The sequence below is a fragment of the Sphingobacterium sp. SYP-B4668 genome, assembly GCF_027627455.1.
GTDB lineage: Bacteria > Bacteroidota > Bacteroidia > Sphingobacteriales > Sphingobacteriaceae > Sphingobacterium.
This window is the reverse complement of the sequence record NZ_CP115483.1, coordinates 372310-388695: the sequence shown is the minus strand read 5'-3', so window position 1 is coordinate 388695 and position 16386 is coordinate 372310. Positions and strand designations below refer to the sequence as shown.

Sequence of the window (16386 nt, the reverse complement as noted above, 5' to 3'; positions counted from 1 at the left end):
TCTGTTAAAAATTAGCGTGAAGGGATAGTGTACAGCTCATCGGGGGGCGGTACTCCGAAGTGGGATAATCTGGGTCCAGCCCATATCTACTGGCCTTCCAGACCAGCCCGAGGTTGCGGGCATAGACGGATACCCCGATGTGGCGCAGCTTCAATCTCCCGGCCAGGTGCCGTGGCAGTCCATAGGAGAGCCGGATATCTTTTATCCGGATATGGTCCCCCCGTTCGTACAGCACCTCTGCATACTGGTAGTATGTCCCGGCCCCGAGCAGCTCATTGTCGGTAGCGGCGATCGGTACCTGGGCAGGCACATCGGTTCGGAGCTCATCCCCGGCCCTTTGCCAACGCGCATAATAATCCATGTGGTAACGTTGGTATATCTCTCCGGTGGGGGACATCGACGACCTGCGGTATTTATGCCCGAATTTCCCCTCCAACATGATATCCAGCGCGATCCCCCGGTAGGTAAACCTGTTTTTCAGGGTCCCGAACCACGTGGGTATCCTTACCCCCACGGGCACCAACATGTCGGGCTTTACGTACGAATTGATGTAGCTCCAGTACTTCGATGACAGCTCCCCATCGATGTACATCTCGGGCAGACCGTTCTCGGAGGATAGCCCATGCCAGGGATACGCATACTGCATATCCTTTGAGACACCTTGGAATGCAGGTGCTGCGGCGCTTACATACTGGAACGGGAGGATTCGTCTATCCGTCGAAAAACGGGTGACCTTGCCTTTTACGTGTTGGAAAAGAAAATCGGTATACCAACCGAACGGCCCGTCCAGATTACGGGCGGAGAGGGAGAAGTCCACCCCGGTAGATTCGATATTGGCGTAGTTGATCTTGTAGCTACCCGTTATTCCGGTGGTAGGATCCATGTCGTTGTCACCGATGAGGTCGTTGCCCCATTTTTTATAGAATTCGACACTGCCTTTTATCCTGTTCCCTCTCGTACCGATATCGACGGCGAGGTTCAGTGTTCGCACCTCTTCCCATTTTAGGGAAGGGTTGCCCACGCTCGTCAGCGAAGCGGCCGTATTACCGGATTCTTGGTCCGTGGTGAAACGTACGACCGGAAAATGGGTAATGGAACGGTTCACGTTACCGGACAGCCCATAGGTGGCCCGCAACTTCAAATGGGGCAGGCTTTTCCCGAACGGATAGGACCGCTCTTCGCTTAGCAGCCAACTGCCGCCAACGGACCAGAGCGGCACGCCTTTCTGGTTGGCCTTGACGCCAAAAAGATTGGAGCCGTCCCAGCGTAGGCTGGAATTCAATATGTATCGGGACCGATAACCATAGCCCACATTGGCATAATAGGAAAAATCCCTATTGGTCCCTACGGTATGTAGGTGGGACGCACCGGGGATCTTCAGCGAACCGTTGGGCAAGGTGGGATAGAACTGGTTGAAATTGAACATGGCGGTGCCTGTCTGGTACCGTGTATCATAGTTGTACAATATATTCCCGGGGAAGAGCTCGTTGACGGCATGCCTGAGCTCCATTCCGAGCAACCCGTCCAGACGATGGTGCCCGGTAAAGCTACGATCTAGGTTTACCTGCGCCCTACCGTAATGCGCGGTGGTCCGGCCGGGATTGGCGGCGTAGGATATCCCGTTATCGGGGATTACCTGCGTGCCATCGGGTTGGGTAAACCTATTGATCAGGTTGCGTGCATAATAGCTCTCTTTTTCATAAGTACTCGTCGATCGACCATTGCCCTGCGTGAACATGTAGCTGAGCTGCAAGTTACCTCCCCGAAAGGGTTTCAGGTCCAGCGAGGACTTCAACCGCAGTTCTTCGCCGTGCTTGACATGGTCCATATGGCGCAGCTCGTCGAGGGGCCTGTACATCCAGTCCAACAGGCCATTGGCCAAGCTGCCTTTGGCATATGCATACCCGATATCCTTGATGATGGCACCTGCATTACCTTGGGCATCCCGCAATTCGATGTAGGGGGATATGGCCATATTGCCGGTGGCCAGGTCTTGGAGCGTGATACCGTTGTCCCGGGCACGGCTCCCCACAAAGGAGATCTCGCTCTGTAGGGACATCCAGCTGAGCGGCACATATCGATTGCGTGCGCTCAGGTTGAGCCGGCTATCGGACACACCGATATTGGCCCCCTGGTTGCGGGACGATCCGAGCCCGATATAGGACGATGACCGGTCGGTACCCGACTCGATACCCAAGAAATATTGTGCCGAGCGAGCGGGCCTGTACAGATGCTGCATCGCCTGTCTGCGCGTATCGGCTGCACCAAGGTCTTGCTCATGGGATCGTAGGCGGGCATCCGTCAGTTCTCCAAGTGCATGCTGCTGCAGGAGCTCGGGGTAGAGTGGATTGGGGATGCGATCCCCGAAGGTGTACAGTCCGGCCCCGAAACGTTGCTTTTCGATCTGCATCACTTCCGTAGCGGGCAGCCAATCCCTGGAATACAGCAGATCGGGCCTGTCCTCGAAGCGATGGTCGTAGCTGAGGTCGATGCCGACGCCTTTGCCGCCACGTCCTTGTTTGGTGGTCAGCACGATGACACCGTTGCCTGCCCTTGCTCCCCATATGGAGGAAGCCGAGGCGTCCTTTAGGACGGTAATGCTCTCGATATCGTTGGGGTCGATATTGTCGATGTCCCCCTCGTACGGAAAGTTGTCCAGGACGATCAGCGGGGTAGCATCCGACTCGATCGTGCTCAGGCCACGTACCCGGATGTCTTGGCGTCCATAGGAATCGGGGCCGATAAACTGCACGCCGGAAGCGATACCGTCCATTCGCTGCAGTACATTGCCCCCTTTGGCCCGTTGCAGGTCATCTTTGTCCAGGAAGACGAACGAGCCTGCGGCTCTTTCTTTGGGGACTTTGTAGTACCCCGTGTTGATGACGACCTCCTCTATGGTGGTGACGGATGGCCCCAATAATACGACATACCGCGATCGGTGCTCCTCGAGCCTTATCCTTTTGGTGAGATATCCCAGATGCCCGATGTCGATGTACCCCCCATCTTTAGCTTCCACCGACAAGCGGTGGTCATCGGCCAGTTTGACTACCCTGCTGCTCTTTTCGAAGCTTACGGTCGCACCAGGTATCGGCTCTCCGGAGATGCTGTCCTTGACCTGGACGGTAAGCTGTTGGCCTGCGGCGATACTGCACCAGCATATGCACGACAATAATATCGAGTTACCTCTCATGGCCCTGCTCCTTTCCTGTCATATAGGTATTGGGCAGGGTAGACCGAGGGGTCACCGGCTCCCCCCTCATTATCGGCCCTACCAGGTCGTAATTCTCGGGACAGCCATAATAAATGGCCGTGACCTTCCCCCCTTGTATCCAGACCACTCCCCCTGTCTGGTACTTGTCAAAGAATGAGCGGTTCAACAGGTCGAACCCGGGCCCATAGACCGTGGGCAGGGTCCACCCCTGCTGCTCTACGAATGGGCGGGCCTTGTATTCGTAGTCCACATGTACGGTGACGATTTCCAGGTCGTCACCGTATATCTGCTTCATCTTATGCCATTCGTTGACGGACTTGATACAGGGCGTGCACCAGACCGTCCAAAAATCGAGCACCAACAGTTTCTTGTCCATGTGGTCTGCAAGCCGCAAAAAGGGCTTCCCGTCCTTGGGGGCTACCAATCGGAAGGCCTGCTCCGAGAGGGATGTCGGGAGGGTATCCCCGACCACCAGGCGTTCGATCTGCGGTGTATCCAGGTCGAGCGGCACTATTTGCGGCCGCTGGGTGGAAGGCCGCAACATAAGGGAGACAGGTTTGTACCCCCGATAATAGAACGACAGGGTGTCATGGGCAGCAGTCCCTGATATCCTGAAACCACCCCTGGCGTCGGTCAGGGCGATGGTTTCGTCGAGCCGGTTACGGATCTCTACATTTTGGAGATATATCTTGTTCTCGGTAGATATTACTTTACCGGCAATGCTGTCGGATAGCCCATTTGCCGCCCGTTGGTTGCCGGGCAGCTCTTGGGCCGAAACAGTAAACATAGAAACTATACAGACCAATGTCAGAACGGCCTGTATACCCTTCGGTAACTTAGCGAAAAAATTGAAACCATTCGAGACCATGGCAAGAGCCATCAGCAATACGATATACACCCTAAGCTTAATACGGAAATACAGTTGGAGGTAATCTGTAATGGAACCTAAAGCCTCATCGCTTGGCCTCTGTTCCGGATATTGGAATAATTTAGTCCTGTTGTCTCGTTGCAAATAAGTCATAGCTCTCCCCTTAGCATAAAAATGCTTCATAATAGTTGGTTTAATTGGTGATGGAGCTATGAACGGTATCCGTGAACTCGTCACCTGTCACTAATTACTAGTCACTAGTTACTCATCACTCCATCACTATTAAAAAAATCGATTAGTAAATAAACCGACCAACTCTCCCCTATTCTGGGCACCGCATTATACTTGGAGTAACTGTATCTTGATAGGATCGAAGAAAGGTGCTATCTTTAGACTTGCTAGAAAAAGACAATACACGATCGTGGACCAGATACGAAGTACGGTGCTGAGAAAAGAGCGGTCGGTATACAGACATGACGTCGAGGGATGGGCAATGGCTATCGTAGACATCGACTTGCATATGGTTTTAGCCGTCATGCTGACCGCCGGCTAGCGGATCGGCATGTCATGGGTATATGCAGCAGATGGTCTAGGAGCCTACGTCTTGATTAAGAAGTGCGGTCATGACCCTCGTTTGTATAGTCTGTAATAAGGTGGGCCGCTTTATTCGGGCGGCGAGCAGATGTTCTTTAACAAAAGTGATTGGGCGTACCAATGGCCTACTTCGAAGTAACACTGCGAGTGTAAAAAATTAGAAATTGGTGTAAAACTCATAACTCACTGTTTAATTGGTTTCAAATTAAAGGAGTCAGATGGAAAAAGAAGGGCGAATAAAAAGGAGAAGCCCCTACCTTCCACCGCCAAAAAGGTACCAGCAAGGACCAGACACGGTTTCCAGTAGGAGCTTCTCCCAAAGATTGTACGAATATACAAAATTGGGACAATATGCTCCTAAAGGTCTCGCGTCATTAAAATTGCTGGTTCTATTTGACGAGACTCGAATCAGCGAACTGATTGTGATACAAATATAAAAACAATAAACTAAAACTGCAACATACGTTGCAGTTTTTTATTAAAAATAATATGGAACAACATCTCTCATCAGTAACCTTTAAAACGAAAATTGCAAAAATTCTTAAAGAAAGGAATAATACTGACCTTAAAATTATGTTAGAAACTATCGACCATATAATAGGAGAGCGCAATTTCATTACAGGTAAGGTGTTCTATAATATTGCCAATATAACCAAAACTGATATTGACTTCCTCTGTGATTTGTTCTTTTCAAAATATAAATGGGAGATAATCTTAAATTTAGATAACGCAAAGACGAAACTGCAGGCATTTCTCATGATTTTTTCAAATTCCAGCAATAACATTAGCAAATCTTCAGGGGTGGAAAAATCGAGACTTAGTAGGCTTCAAAACGGAGAACTAAAGGAACTTTATGCGGATGAAATCTTTGGTCTTGCCAAATCTCTAGGCACTTCCCCCCGCTTACTATTCGAGTATCTTTACGGCGAAGGGAAGAAGCTTGTATTAAAGCTAGAATTGGTAGATGGTAAGTAGCAACTGACTGAGGAAGATTAATGAAGCAACAATTGGACGGCGAAGGAAGAACCTCCCTAAAGTGCAATTAACCAACAGACTCCGGACCAAGCCCGGAGTGACGTGCTGTTATGTGGAGCCTAGTCCCTAATCTCCAACTTCTGAATAATGAAGAGTAGTGGAGTAGTTGATGAGCAACCAATGAGATGTGAAGGGGTTACTAGAGAAAAGGTTAGCAAAATCGAAAACGCATACCAAGACTATATGTTTTCAACTCTATTAGAGGTTTGTAACGCACTGGATAACACTCTTGATGAGATTTCTAAAAATTATGAGGACACCTAGAAAATTGTAATCTTAAAACTAAGCCTTATGTATAATCATCAGCTTGTATTCTTTCATCAATTTTTGAAGTGTTTATGAAGCCTTCCCAAAACAGGGAACTTTACCTTTATAATCTGAAATTGCAACACTACCCGAAAAGTGCTTAAAAAATGGTATTGAAATAATATAGGATTATCCAGATGATAGACTCATTACAACAGGAAACATTCCAGTCTCGATAATGAGAACAGGGCACATTTTTACTACTATCGATGCTTTTAATAAAGGCAGCAAAGCTTAAGAGTATTATCGCCTTGCAGATATTAAGAAGCCCAATCCTGTGAAAGATTGGGCCTTAAAAACGGGTCAGATATTTGCTTTTAAAATTTATAAAAAATCAAAAAAAGTCCGAATGCTCCGATTGCAATCAAACCCAAAATAAATCTAAGCCTACTTAAAGATAAAATTGGACTATCATCCTTACTTTTCTTTATGCTTCTTAAAAAGAAAAAAAGACCCAGGCCTGAAATAATTACCATAGTAATTCCGAAAAAAAAACGAAAAGTCGTATCATCTATCATCTTTCTTGTTTTTTAATTTCTCTTGAATGGCTTTATCATAAACTTTCCCTATTTCGCTGGACATATTTTCTATTATGAACTCTGAAACTTCATTACCAATACCATCAGAGACTTTTCTTGTCCCACTAACGCCTAAAAGACCTAAACCTCTAAACAATTCTTGAATTCCGAGACTTACACCTCCTCTAACTATACTCTCCTTTGAAGCATTATTCATAATGATATCATCAGCTTTTTCTATTAAATTTCCGGGCAAGCCCATAATTTCACCAGCTTTAATCAATTGGGGCTGAAATGTTGCCATACCGCCATATGTATGATAAACCATCACCCACCCCACTTAACAATTCGCCGGTTTGTTTAAGCCCAGACTTCGCAACATTAACCCTTACTTTTCCTCCGTTAGCGACAGCACCAACACCTGAGATATCAATATTTCCTTCACTACCTTCCTTAGTAAACTTGCCCCCTGGGGACATTGTATAAGAACCGCCAGATGCAGTGGCTATACTACCAGACTCTGCTACCCAATCTACATCTGTATACCCTTTCTCCTTTGCCTGCGCTACGGTTGTGATGTTCCTATCATAAGTATAGTATGTGGTGCCTCTTTCTGATTTCCACTTAATCCAATCTTTCCCCTCTCGACCATCTGGATCTATGAACCTAATCGGATTATCAAAAGCGTAGGTATATGGACTATATCTGCGCATCTTCTCCGCCAGCGGATCTAGCACATTCCATCTACCTATTACCGGATCGTAGAATCTCGCGCCATAATCATACTGGTCTCCAAGCTCGCCTTGGATTTATTCGGGATTAGTCTGTTTTATAATTGACCTCATGAACCGCATAGCGGTTTCTTTACCATTATAAAGATACTTATTATTTGTGTTTTGATATGATTTTTAATGGAACAAATGAGCTCGTCATTTCATTCCTCGGTTATTTCCACCCGCTACAACCTTACGCATACCAAATGGATAATAACCGAGATACACCCAAGTGTATCGAGCTCATGAATACCACTAAAGACATAAACATTAATGAATAATTATCACGCTGCACGACATCTACCGCTGTGGCAGTGCTTCCACGCTTGAGTGTGGCCCTGACATTGCCAAGGTGGTCGGTCAGGTTGTAGTGGTATACATAGGTAGTCCCGTTCTTGAGCGCATAGCCCTCCGGATTGTGGATGATATCGACGGCTCCATTAGTGTATTCGATGCAGCCGACATAACCGAATCCAGAGTATCGAGATGAGTTCATGCGTAACGCTAAAATACAAATTATAGAACGAATAATCACGCATCGTGGTAACAGTGCCCGCGGAGGCTGACTTACGGAGTTTCCGGCCAGTGGCATCATATAGATAAGTCGCTCAGATCCCGGATTTGCCAACCGTCTGCGGGAGGTTGAGGTAATTGTAGCCTAACAAATTAATCAATGGGATTTATACTATTTTAAATAATTGTTAATACGTGGAATGACTTCACTTCCGATTAGTTCAATAGATCGTAAAAGTTGATCATGAGTCAATCCAGCATTATCCATTTGAAAGGTAAAACGATCAATTCCTCCTAAGGCTTCACTATGTCTCATCAATTTGGCAGCAACCTGCTCTGGACCTCCAACTATTAATACTCCCTTGGGCGAGATTGCAGCATCAAAATGTTCTCTCGTAATAGGTGGCCAGCCACGCTCTTTACCTGCTTTGGTCCACAATTGGGCATAACCGGGATAATATTCGTTAATCGCTTGCTGATCGGTATCGGCAACATAACCTGGTGAATGAATACCGACTTGCAGTTGGTCTGGCGTGAAGCCAGCTTCCGCACCTGCCTTGCGATACAAATCGATTAACGGACGAAAACGTGCCGTTTCGCCACCGATGATTGCCACCATGAGTGGCAGGCCCAAGCTTCCAGCGCGCGAGAAAGATTCGGGCGTACCACCTACGCCCAACCAAATAGGCAACTTCTCTTGCACAGACCTCGGATATACAGGCTGATTTTCTAAAGCAGGACGAAACTTTCCTGTCCAAGTGATGAATATTTCTTTCCTAATTTTTAGAAGTAGGTGCAATTTTTCTTTGAATAGCGTGTCATAGTCATGCAAATTATAACCAAAAAGTGGATAGGCTTCAATAGCGGATCCCCTTCCAACGACCATCTCGGCGCGACCTCTGCTAATCAAATCAAGGGTTGCAAAACTCTGATACAACCTTACTGGGTCGGAAGTACTTAAGACAGCTACAGCGCTCGCAAGTCGAATTTTGTTAGTCAATGCTGCAGCTGCAGCTAATATTACTGCTGGTGAAGAATCCAAATAATCCTTTTTGTGATGTTCACCTATGCCGTAAATGGCTAATCCTGCTTGATCGGCGTGCACGATACGCTCCAGCAATTGTTCCATCGCATCGGCATCAGACAAGGTGGCATTTCCGTATTTGGCAGATGCAAAACTATCTATTCCTATCTCCATTTTTTTTGTTTAAGAAGTTCAAAATGCTGTTTAAGACAAGGCATTGGGTGGTGGTCCTCCTGCAGGTTTGCTCTTATCATCAGGCAATGGTACGAATTCTTCATTGTCCGTTGGTGGCATTATAATACGCCCCTGTCGCCAATCTTCTTTGGCTTGCTCTATGCGCTCTTTATTACTTGATACAAAATTCCACCAGATATAACGGTGCCCTAAATGCTCCCCACCCAATAGCATCAAGGTTGTCTTTTCTTTTGCTATGATCAGGGGGTCCACGCCTTTGGTGAATACTAATAATTGGCCCTCTGTATAGTTTATCCCATTAACCTCTACCATACCGTTTACAATGTAGACACCACGTTCACTATAGCCTGTTGGCAACCCGAATCGACCACCAACTTGCAGTTCTACGTGAACATAAAACAAAGGCGAATGGGTCTGCACAGCGCTTTTCAATCCATATACCTCGCCCGCTATAAGTCGCATCCAAACACCTGTATCTGTAAAAATTGGAAGATCTTCGGGCTGGTAATTTTTGAATGTTGGGTTAATTTCTTCATCCTTTTCAGGCAGTGCTACCCATGTCTGTAGCATCTCCATCTTGCCTCCTGCGAGCATAACGGGATCTTCGAATCTTTCACTATGTACAATCCCCTTCCCCGCAGTCATCCAATTGATCTCGCCAGGCTTGATGATTTGCTCGACGCCAAGACTATCCCTGTGGGTCACATTCCCACTTAGAAGATAACTCACCGTCGATAGACCAATATGGGGATGAGGCAAGACATCAAAATTAATCGTTGGGTCATTCGGTAAATTGAACGGGCCGCCGTGATCCATGAAAATAAAAGGGCCAACCATGCGCCTTAGCTGATAAGGCAATATTCTTTTTACTTTAAAATAAGGAGAAATCGCCGCTTTTCTGGCTTCTATTACTATATCAAGCATTGTATTGTAATTTAATATTTGTGTATTTAAAATGCATAATGTGGAAAATTGAAAAATCTATTTGTTACAACAAAAAATGACTGACGACAAAAGTACTTTGCCTTTCACGATAGCAGTTCTATTATCGCATTCTCAAGCAAATAGAATCACACTTAAGCTCCTTCCTTCTGGTAACAACCATTAGTCTAGACGTTATGTTTTCTACACTTTTCATATTGTTATTTCTTCTATTGGTTGCCTTTAACGATTAACAGAGCCTAAATGCCCTCGTTCAATGAAATTCAATAGAAATTGTTGTTTCAAATGCTAATAATTTAGAGTATAATCGGTGAATTATAAAATATGATTACCTAGTCATCAGTGATAACGCTTTCTCATTTTGACCTTGTTAGCTTATTTTTGTCGAAATAAGAATGCTTCCTTTTAATAATTTGGAAACTGGACAGTTTTCTGCCACTCTCAACAATCGTTGGTGTAGCGCGACATCCGGAAAATCTTTAAAATTAATTGTACGTTCGATGTATGTAACTACGTCTTGATTGACAATCTTATGGTATAAGTTAGCCTCAACGCTTATCGCTAATATATTCAAATCTTTATGATCTATATACATTTTCAAAGTCGCAAGTGTACACCCTACGAGTGAGGCAAGCAACAAAGTATATGGATCAGGTCCTAGGTCTTCACCTCCCAATTTTTGCGGTTCATCGGTGACGAATTGTCCATTCCTCCAATACATAGTAGTTTTGTATTTCTGTAGACCTATTGTTCCACGAAGCGGTTCTTCAAGTATATATTTCATTATTATTATTTATACGTACAAAATTTAATCATCTTAATATACTTTCGAATTTTAATATTCGAATTATGTTCCATAAATAAGGTGTTTTTTAATACTCAATGCTCCTGATGGACATTTAGCAACTTGATCTAAAAGCTCTTGAGTGGTTGCATTTTCAACTTTGATCCAAGGACGGGATTTGGGATTATAAACTTTAGAAAGGGTTTTGACGCAAATTCCTTCATGTTTGCATAATTTCGGTTTCCAAAGTACTGTAATTTCACCATTTGGATATTCTACTGTGTCCATATTTTTTGTGTTTATCGATGTATATTATTTTTTGTATTCTGGTTAAAATAAATTGATAGATTTTAAATGATACTTGTGCAAAAAAACACCCCAATTGCGCTAATATTAACATAAACAAGTACTAAAAATATAAGAATTTTAAAATTCACGTACACAATAAAGATTAGTGATAAAAAAATTAATATTAGTATTAATACATGAAGCAATAAATGTGGACACTAATAATCATACCATAACTTAAATAAATAATATTTACAAAATTCATTGAAAAAACCTTATTAAATATTCATAATATGTGTATATCCCAAATTCATTAATCCAAAGACGCAAAGTACCATAATTCTATTATCTGCAAAAACTACTATAATTATGCCTGTGGCAAATATGGGATTAGCATTCGGGGTCCATCATACATATTAACCTTCCCATATCATTATTAATAATTATTGGCTTGACCTTAAAGAACGTAAATTGAATCGAAGGATTTGTCAACACATTCCATCTTTCAGTGAGAATTCTTTCACCCCATACATTTTTCAAATTTTGGTCAATCAAAATGGATAATTTATTTTTTCATATATCAGGCCCTATAAATAAATATGAATTTAAGATAGAACTATTAACTTAACGAAATAACGAATCTAAAAATTGGTTAGACTTGTTCTCTTGCAAAGAGAATATTTCGTATTCTAAGTGTAGTAATCCTTGCCCAACTTCTTTTGGTATATTTTCCACAATTACATTGATTTAATTTAGTACACCAAAATGCAACTTACGACATCAAATTTTATAGACATATGTCTATAAATAACGGTACTCATGACCTCCACTAAAAAAATGGACAATTCAGCCTTAGGCAATCTAACGTCAGTGGACTTCCTATTGAAATATGGGAAACTCCCAGTCCACAATGGTCAACGCCAGTTTCCCACATTACAACAGGGTAACAACAATAAATCCGATAGGAATTTTTTTTGTTTTGGATGTAGCTAGCTAAGGCAAGATAACAAATTGTATCTTAGTTTAGTATAAAAGCTATCCAGCAAATAGGGCGTACCATTATATTATTAAAGTTTGTCATAATCTTTAAATTTAGCACTTACAATTCGTTTCCATTCGGCATGTCTTTTTATATAGGCAAATACAAATGGACAAAATGGCAATAACTTAAGTTGTTGGTCTTCTATATAGTGTAATGTCTTTTCAACAATTGCGCTTGCTGCTCCTGTCCCAGCTAATTCTGGATCTGTTTCGGTATGTCTTAATGCGATTTGGGTTCCAAATATACTAAAATTAATAAACGCATAATTTCCTTGAATTTGGATTTCAAATCGTTTCTTACCTTCATTAATCACCAAGGGTATACTTTCAAATAGAGGTTTCATATATCATTTTAAACTTTATTAATTAAATTTTAATTGCTCAAATTGTTATTTGAGCACATCACTGATCTCTGCATTCTTTTTAAAAACACTTACAGAAAAAGGGCAAAGCGGTATGATCTTAATATTCTTTTTTCTAGCCATTTCTACTATTTTATAGAGCATATTTTTGCCGATACCCTGACCTTTGTAAGCGTCATAGACATCTGTCGAATCTATGATGATTAAGTTGTCCCCTGCCTTTGAATAAGTCATCACTCCTGCTCGTACCCCATTGACCCGAGCCATTGCATATCCTTTATTCGAATCTTCTTGGATTATTATTTCCATAATTTTTATAATTTTATATAATTTGGTATTACTTATTTAATTTGTGCTCATCTTACGGCTATTTATTATTTTCAGGATAAGAAGATCTTTTTGAAAATAAGGACGCTACTAATCAGTTGTAGTCTTGTTCGTAGGTATTTTATTATAAAATAAATTCTGTTGCTTTTGGATCGCTATGAAACTTACCCGCTGGTGTCATTCTAAAACTAGCGGCTGTAGCAAAAGTATCTTCCATGAACATAAAGTGATATATTTTTTCATTTTTCACTTTCGCCAAGATTGAAAAAGGACTAGTAACCTTTTTGCTAAGCGTCTTAGAAGTGTAAGTAAAACTGCCAAAGACGGCTACTTTGTCACCTTCTGAAAAGATATCCTGTACTTCAAAAGTCTGGATTGTCCAATATTCATTGACACCGGAAAATGTATCAATAAAACCTTTTGCGCCTTCATAATGAGTTCCTGTCCAAGGCAAAATTCTCTGTAATTCAGGATTACTAAAATTTAATGAAATATAGACAGCTTCTGGATTAACAAGCATATGTATTATATCGGCATTAGTCGTGTTTTCTAAAAACAACTCGATGATTTCTATTGGTGTTTTCATTTTTTATATTTAAAATATTATAAAATCTATTTTTTAACTGATTGGTGATTTAATAAAAACATGTTAGTAAATTCTTCTAGTTTTATGGTATATAAGATAATCCAAGGAGTATTTCCCAGATCCTAAAAATAGAATCAAAAAATAAGACAAACTGTACGTGAAGGATAGACCTTTTACTAGAGGCGAATCATAACTTTGCAGGACTAAATATTCAACGAGCGTCATTGCTAGTATAGGCAACACTGAAAGTCTAGTGAAGCATCCAAGTATAACCAGAAATGGACATAAAATATTTGCAATAAGTAAAAAAAACATATTCAAAGTTGGATTTAGCAAGAATGGGTTAGGCAATTGTTGAGCTAGCCCTACATCCATGATTATGTTTTCAAGCCCATATATATAAATCATTTCGGCAGATAATAACATTCTAAATCCTAATAAAACAGTATGATAAAGTGTATCCTCCGAATTTGGATCTACAATAGCTTGAATAATCTTTTTCATTGCTTAGCGTATTTTCAATTTTATTCAATCCAAAATTGATTCTTATGCAAATGCCAATAATGCAGCTATACCCGAGAGTAGCCATAAAATTATTGTTCTCATGTGATAAAAAATGTGTGTAATTATTGCCTTATTAACTGTATATCAGAAAAAAGTTTGATTTCTTCTCCTACTAACAAGCCACCCGTTTCAAGAGAGGTGTTCCAATCTAAACCATAATCACTTCTATTTACTTTTCCAGATAAAGATAGTCCCACTATCGTTTTTCCCCAAGGGTCTTTCATCAACTCATTATACTCTACCTCAAGAGCTATGCTTCTGGTTATATCTCTTATTGTAAATTTTCCCAACATGTCAAAGCGATTATGACTATTTTGTATGATATTAGTAGATTCAAAAGAAATAATAGGATATCTCACTACATCAAAAAAGTCAGAACTTCTTAGATGGTCATCACGGTCGATACTATTTGTATCAATAGAGCTAACATTAGCTGTAAAAGAGACTTTCAAGGTTTCAATTTGGTCATCAACGCTTTCTATAACTGCTTGAAAATCTTTGAACATGCCGGAGACATTTGTAAATATCATGTATTTGACCTTAAATCCTATATGAGAATGTGAAGGGTCTATCGCCCAATTTGTTTTAGCCATTATTCAAATTTTAGTTTGTAAATCTATCTGCGTTTTTTATTTAAGTCATTTCGGTTTCCTTCATTCCAACATGACTGGATTTTTTTAATCACTCAACATAAGCAATACAACTTTTGGTTGTGATGCAATTTATCTTACCTTGCCCTATCTCTCATCAAACTCCGAATCTTTATCAAATTGCTTGAATTATAGCAACGTATTAATTAAGAAAAAGCAAATCATAATAATCTATTAATCAGTCCATATGCCAAATTTCCCTTGCCTAAAATCTTTAAATGCTTCTTTGATTTCTTCTTCGGTATTCATAACAAAAGGACCTTTTAATGCAATTGGCTCCCGCAAGGGTTTACCCGTTATTACTAAACATAATAATCTTTCCGTCGCATACAATTCCACTTCACTAGGGCTGTCAATGGAAGTAGATAACCAAAGAACTTCATTCTTATTTCCAACTACTTTATTGGACCCAAAAATACCAGCTCCGTCTATGATGAATATAAAACCATTGAAATCTGCTGGAAAATCTTGATAAGTAGATCGACCATTCTCTAAAGAAATTTCGACCATTGTTACAGGCACGTAGTTTTTAGTGTCTGAAAAAACTGACCCTGAAGATCCCGAAATTACTTTAACTTTTACGCCATCGTCTTTACGTAGCGGTGCTAATACGTGCAAGACCTCCTGATACCTAGGTTCTACCATTTTATCTGCTTTAGGTAGATTAACCCACAATTGAAGTAAATGTGCAAATCCATCTTCCTGCGCTTCTTCTATGTGTAAAATACCTTTGCCTGCAGTCATCCATTGAGCATCTCCTTTTCTCAATTCTCCTCTATTTCCCTGGTTATCTCTATGATTAAGCATACCATCTATCATATAAGTTACCGTTTCTATACCGCGATGCGGATGATGATCAAACGCTCCCTTCTTCATGTTGTCTTCAACCATAATTAAAAATGGATCGAACTCCTCCCAATTATCGTATGGCAATACAAGATTTTGTTTGTGCAACGGCGTATCTTTTTGAGGTATCACGAACCATTTTCTTTGGATTTCTCTTTGTGTCATATCTTTGTAATTTATGAGGTTATATTAGACTGATGTATTACCACCATCTATTACCATTTCAGTACCTGTAGTGTACGCAGATTCATCTGAAGCCAGATATAGTACGCCATAAGCGATTTCATCTGGGACAGCTTCACGGCCTAGCGGGGTGATACCGATTGCCATCGCTTTGAATTCATCAGCATTTTGCAGATTTTTGGTCATTGGTGTAGCAACATACCCTGGATGTACAGAGTTAACGCGTATATTATCATGCGCAAACTCGAAAGCAGCGCCCTTAGAAAAACTCCTGACGGCACCTTTAGAAGCGGTATAAGCTGTCGCTCTGGCCGATCCTACTATCCCAGCAATGGAAGATATATTGATGATGGACCCACCATTGTTTTTTTTCATATAAGGGACAACAGCTTTTATGCCGATAAACTGGCTCAACATATTTATTTCCATAACTTTCTTAAACTCCGCAACAGATGTATCTAGTAAGCTGTTCATAATATTTCCTGTAATTCCAGCATTGTTCACCAGGATATGTATACCTCCATACAACTCGACAGTTCTCTTTACCACCGCCTCCCAATCATCTTCGGTAGTGACATCATGAACCATGTAGTCTGCGATACCTCCTTTAGAAGTAATCTGACTAACCATGTGTCTAAGCTCCTGCTCTTGAATATCAGTAAGAAATACTTTGGCACCCTGTTGCGCAAAAAGCAATGCTTGCGATGCGCCCAAGCCGCCGGCAGCCCCTGTGATGATTGCCACTTTATTTTCTAATCGTTTCATGTTTTTTGTGT

Annotated in this window: 17 protein-coding genes and 1 pseudogene; 2 read left to right on the top strand and 16 right to left on the bottom strand. The window is 41.7% G+C overall.

The window, feature by feature from the left end:
• Positions 1-4: 4 nt before the first annotated feature.
• Together OQ289_RS01670 and OQ289_RS01665 are read right to left on the bottom strand one after the other, a co-directional pair.
• Positions 5-3190: a SusC/RagA family TonB-linked outer membrane protein gene (locus tag OQ289_RS01670; protein WP_270089139.1), complete on the bottom strand. Its 3186-nt coding sequence runs from the start codon at positions 3188-3190 to the stop codon at positions 5-7.
• Positions 3180-4262: a TlpA family protein disulfide reductase gene (locus OQ289_RS01665; RefSeq protein WP_270089138.1), complete on the bottom strand. Its 1083-nt coding sequence runs from the start codon at positions 4260-4262 to the stop codon at positions 3180-3182. The genes OQ289_RS01670 and OQ289_RS01665 overlap by 11 nt, the downstream gene beginning before the upstream one ends.
• 178 nt (positions 4263-4440) lie before the next feature.
• Between OQ289_RS01665 and OQ289_RS01660 the strand changes: the two genes are divergently transcribed.
• Both OQ289_RS01660 and OQ289_RS01655 read left to right on the top strand, forming a co-directional pair.
• Positions 4441-4632: a hypothetical protein gene (locus OQ289_RS01660; protein WP_270089137.1), complete on the top strand. Its 192-nt coding sequence runs from the start codon at positions 4441-4443 to the stop codon at positions 4630-4632.
• A 614-nt stretch (positions 4633-5246) separates the two neighbouring features.
• Complete coding sequence (locus tag OQ289_RS01655; protein ID WP_270089136.1) at positions 5247-5648, top strand: hypothetical protein; 402 nt, start codon at positions 5247-5249, stop codon at positions 5646-5648.
• An 873-nt stretch (positions 5649-6521) separates the two neighbouring features.
• Here the strand turns inward: OQ289_RS01655 and OQ289_RS01650 are convergent.
• The 14 genes and pseudogenes from OQ289_RS01650 to OQ289_RS01590 form a co-directional block, all read right to left on the bottom strand.
• Positions 6522-6836, bottom strand: coding sequence for a hypothetical protein (locus OQ289_RS01650; protein WP_270089135.1), 315 nt, complete (start codon positions 6834-6836; stop codon positions 6522-6524).
• Positions 6808-7422: pseudogene (locus OQ289_RS22120) on the bottom strand (RHS repeat-associated core domain-containing protein); the annotation flags it as partial. The gene OQ289_RS01650 and the pseudogene OQ289_RS22120, both read right to left, overlap by 29 nt.
• 76 nt (positions 7423-7498) lie before the next feature.
• On the bottom strand, positions 7499-7801 hold the full coding sequence (locus tag OQ289_RS01640) for a hypothetical protein (protein ID WP_270089134.1): 303 nt from the start codon (positions 7799-7801) through the stop codon (positions 7499-7501).
• Between the two features lie 189 nt (positions 7802-7990).
• On the bottom strand, positions 7991-9016 hold the full coding sequence (locus OQ289_RS01635; protein WP_270089133.1) for an LLM class flavin-dependent oxidoreductase: 1026 nt from the start codon (positions 9014-9016) through the stop codon (positions 7991-7993).
• Between the two features lie 30 nt (positions 9017-9046).
• Complete coding sequence (locus OQ289_RS01630; RefSeq protein ID WP_270089132.1) at positions 9047-9961, bottom strand: pirin family protein; 915 nt, start codon at positions 9959-9961, stop codon at positions 9047-9049.
• A gap of 388 nt (positions 9962-10349) precedes the next feature.
• Positions 10350-10763 (bottom strand): OsmC family protein, encoded by a 414-nt coding sequence (locus tag OQ289_RS01625; RefSeq protein WP_270089131.1) that lies wholly within the window; start codon positions 10761-10763, stop codon positions 10350-10352.
• A gap of 63 nt (positions 10764-10826) precedes the next feature.
• Positions 10827-11051, bottom strand: a complete 225-nt coding sequence (locus OQ289_RS01620) for a (4Fe-4S)-binding protein (protein WP_270089130.1) — start codon at positions 11049-11051, stop codon at positions 10827-10829.
• A gap of 1067 nt (positions 11052-12118) precedes the next feature.
• The gene (locus OQ289_RS01615) at positions 12119-12436 is read right to left on the bottom strand and encodes a GNAT family N-acetyltransferase (RefSeq protein ID WP_270089129.1); all 318 of its coding nucleotides are present in this window, start codon (positions 12434-12436) and stop codon (positions 12119-12121) included.
• Positions 12437-12481: 45 nt separating this feature from the next.
• Positions 12482-12763, bottom strand: a complete 282-nt coding sequence (locus tag OQ289_RS01610; RefSeq protein ID WP_270089128.1) for a GNAT family N-acetyltransferase — start codon at positions 12761-12763, stop codon at positions 12482-12484.
• 142 nt (positions 12764-12905) lie between these two features.
• Positions 12906-13367: a nuclear transport factor 2 family protein gene (locus OQ289_RS01605; RefSeq protein WP_270089127.1), complete on the bottom strand. Its 462-nt coding sequence runs from the start codon at positions 13365-13367 to the stop codon at positions 12906-12908.
• 63 nt (positions 13368-13430) lie between these two features.
• Positions 13431-13871 carry a DoxX family protein gene (locus tag OQ289_RS22115; protein WP_443020418.1) on the bottom strand — a complete coding sequence of 147 codons (441 nt, stop codon included), beginning with the start codon at positions 13869-13871 and terminating at the stop codon, positions 13431-13433.
• 122 nt (positions 13872-13993) lie between these two features.
• Positions 13994-14524: a YceI family protein gene (locus OQ289_RS01600; protein WP_270089126.1), complete on the bottom strand. Its 531-nt coding sequence runs from the start codon at positions 14522-14524 to the stop codon at positions 13994-13996.
• 231 nt (positions 14525-14755) lie between these two features.
• Positions 14756-15592 (bottom strand): pirin family protein, encoded by an 837-nt coding sequence (locus OQ289_RS01595; RefSeq protein WP_270089125.1) that lies wholly within the window; start codon positions 15590-15592, stop codon positions 14756-14758.
• 24 nt (positions 15593-15616) lie between these two features.
• Positions 15617-16375: an SDR family NAD(P)-dependent oxidoreductase gene (locus OQ289_RS01590; protein ID WP_270089124.1), complete on the bottom strand. Its 759-nt coding sequence runs from the start codon at positions 16373-16375 to the stop codon at positions 15617-15619.
• Positions 16376-16386 lie beyond the last annotated feature (11 nt).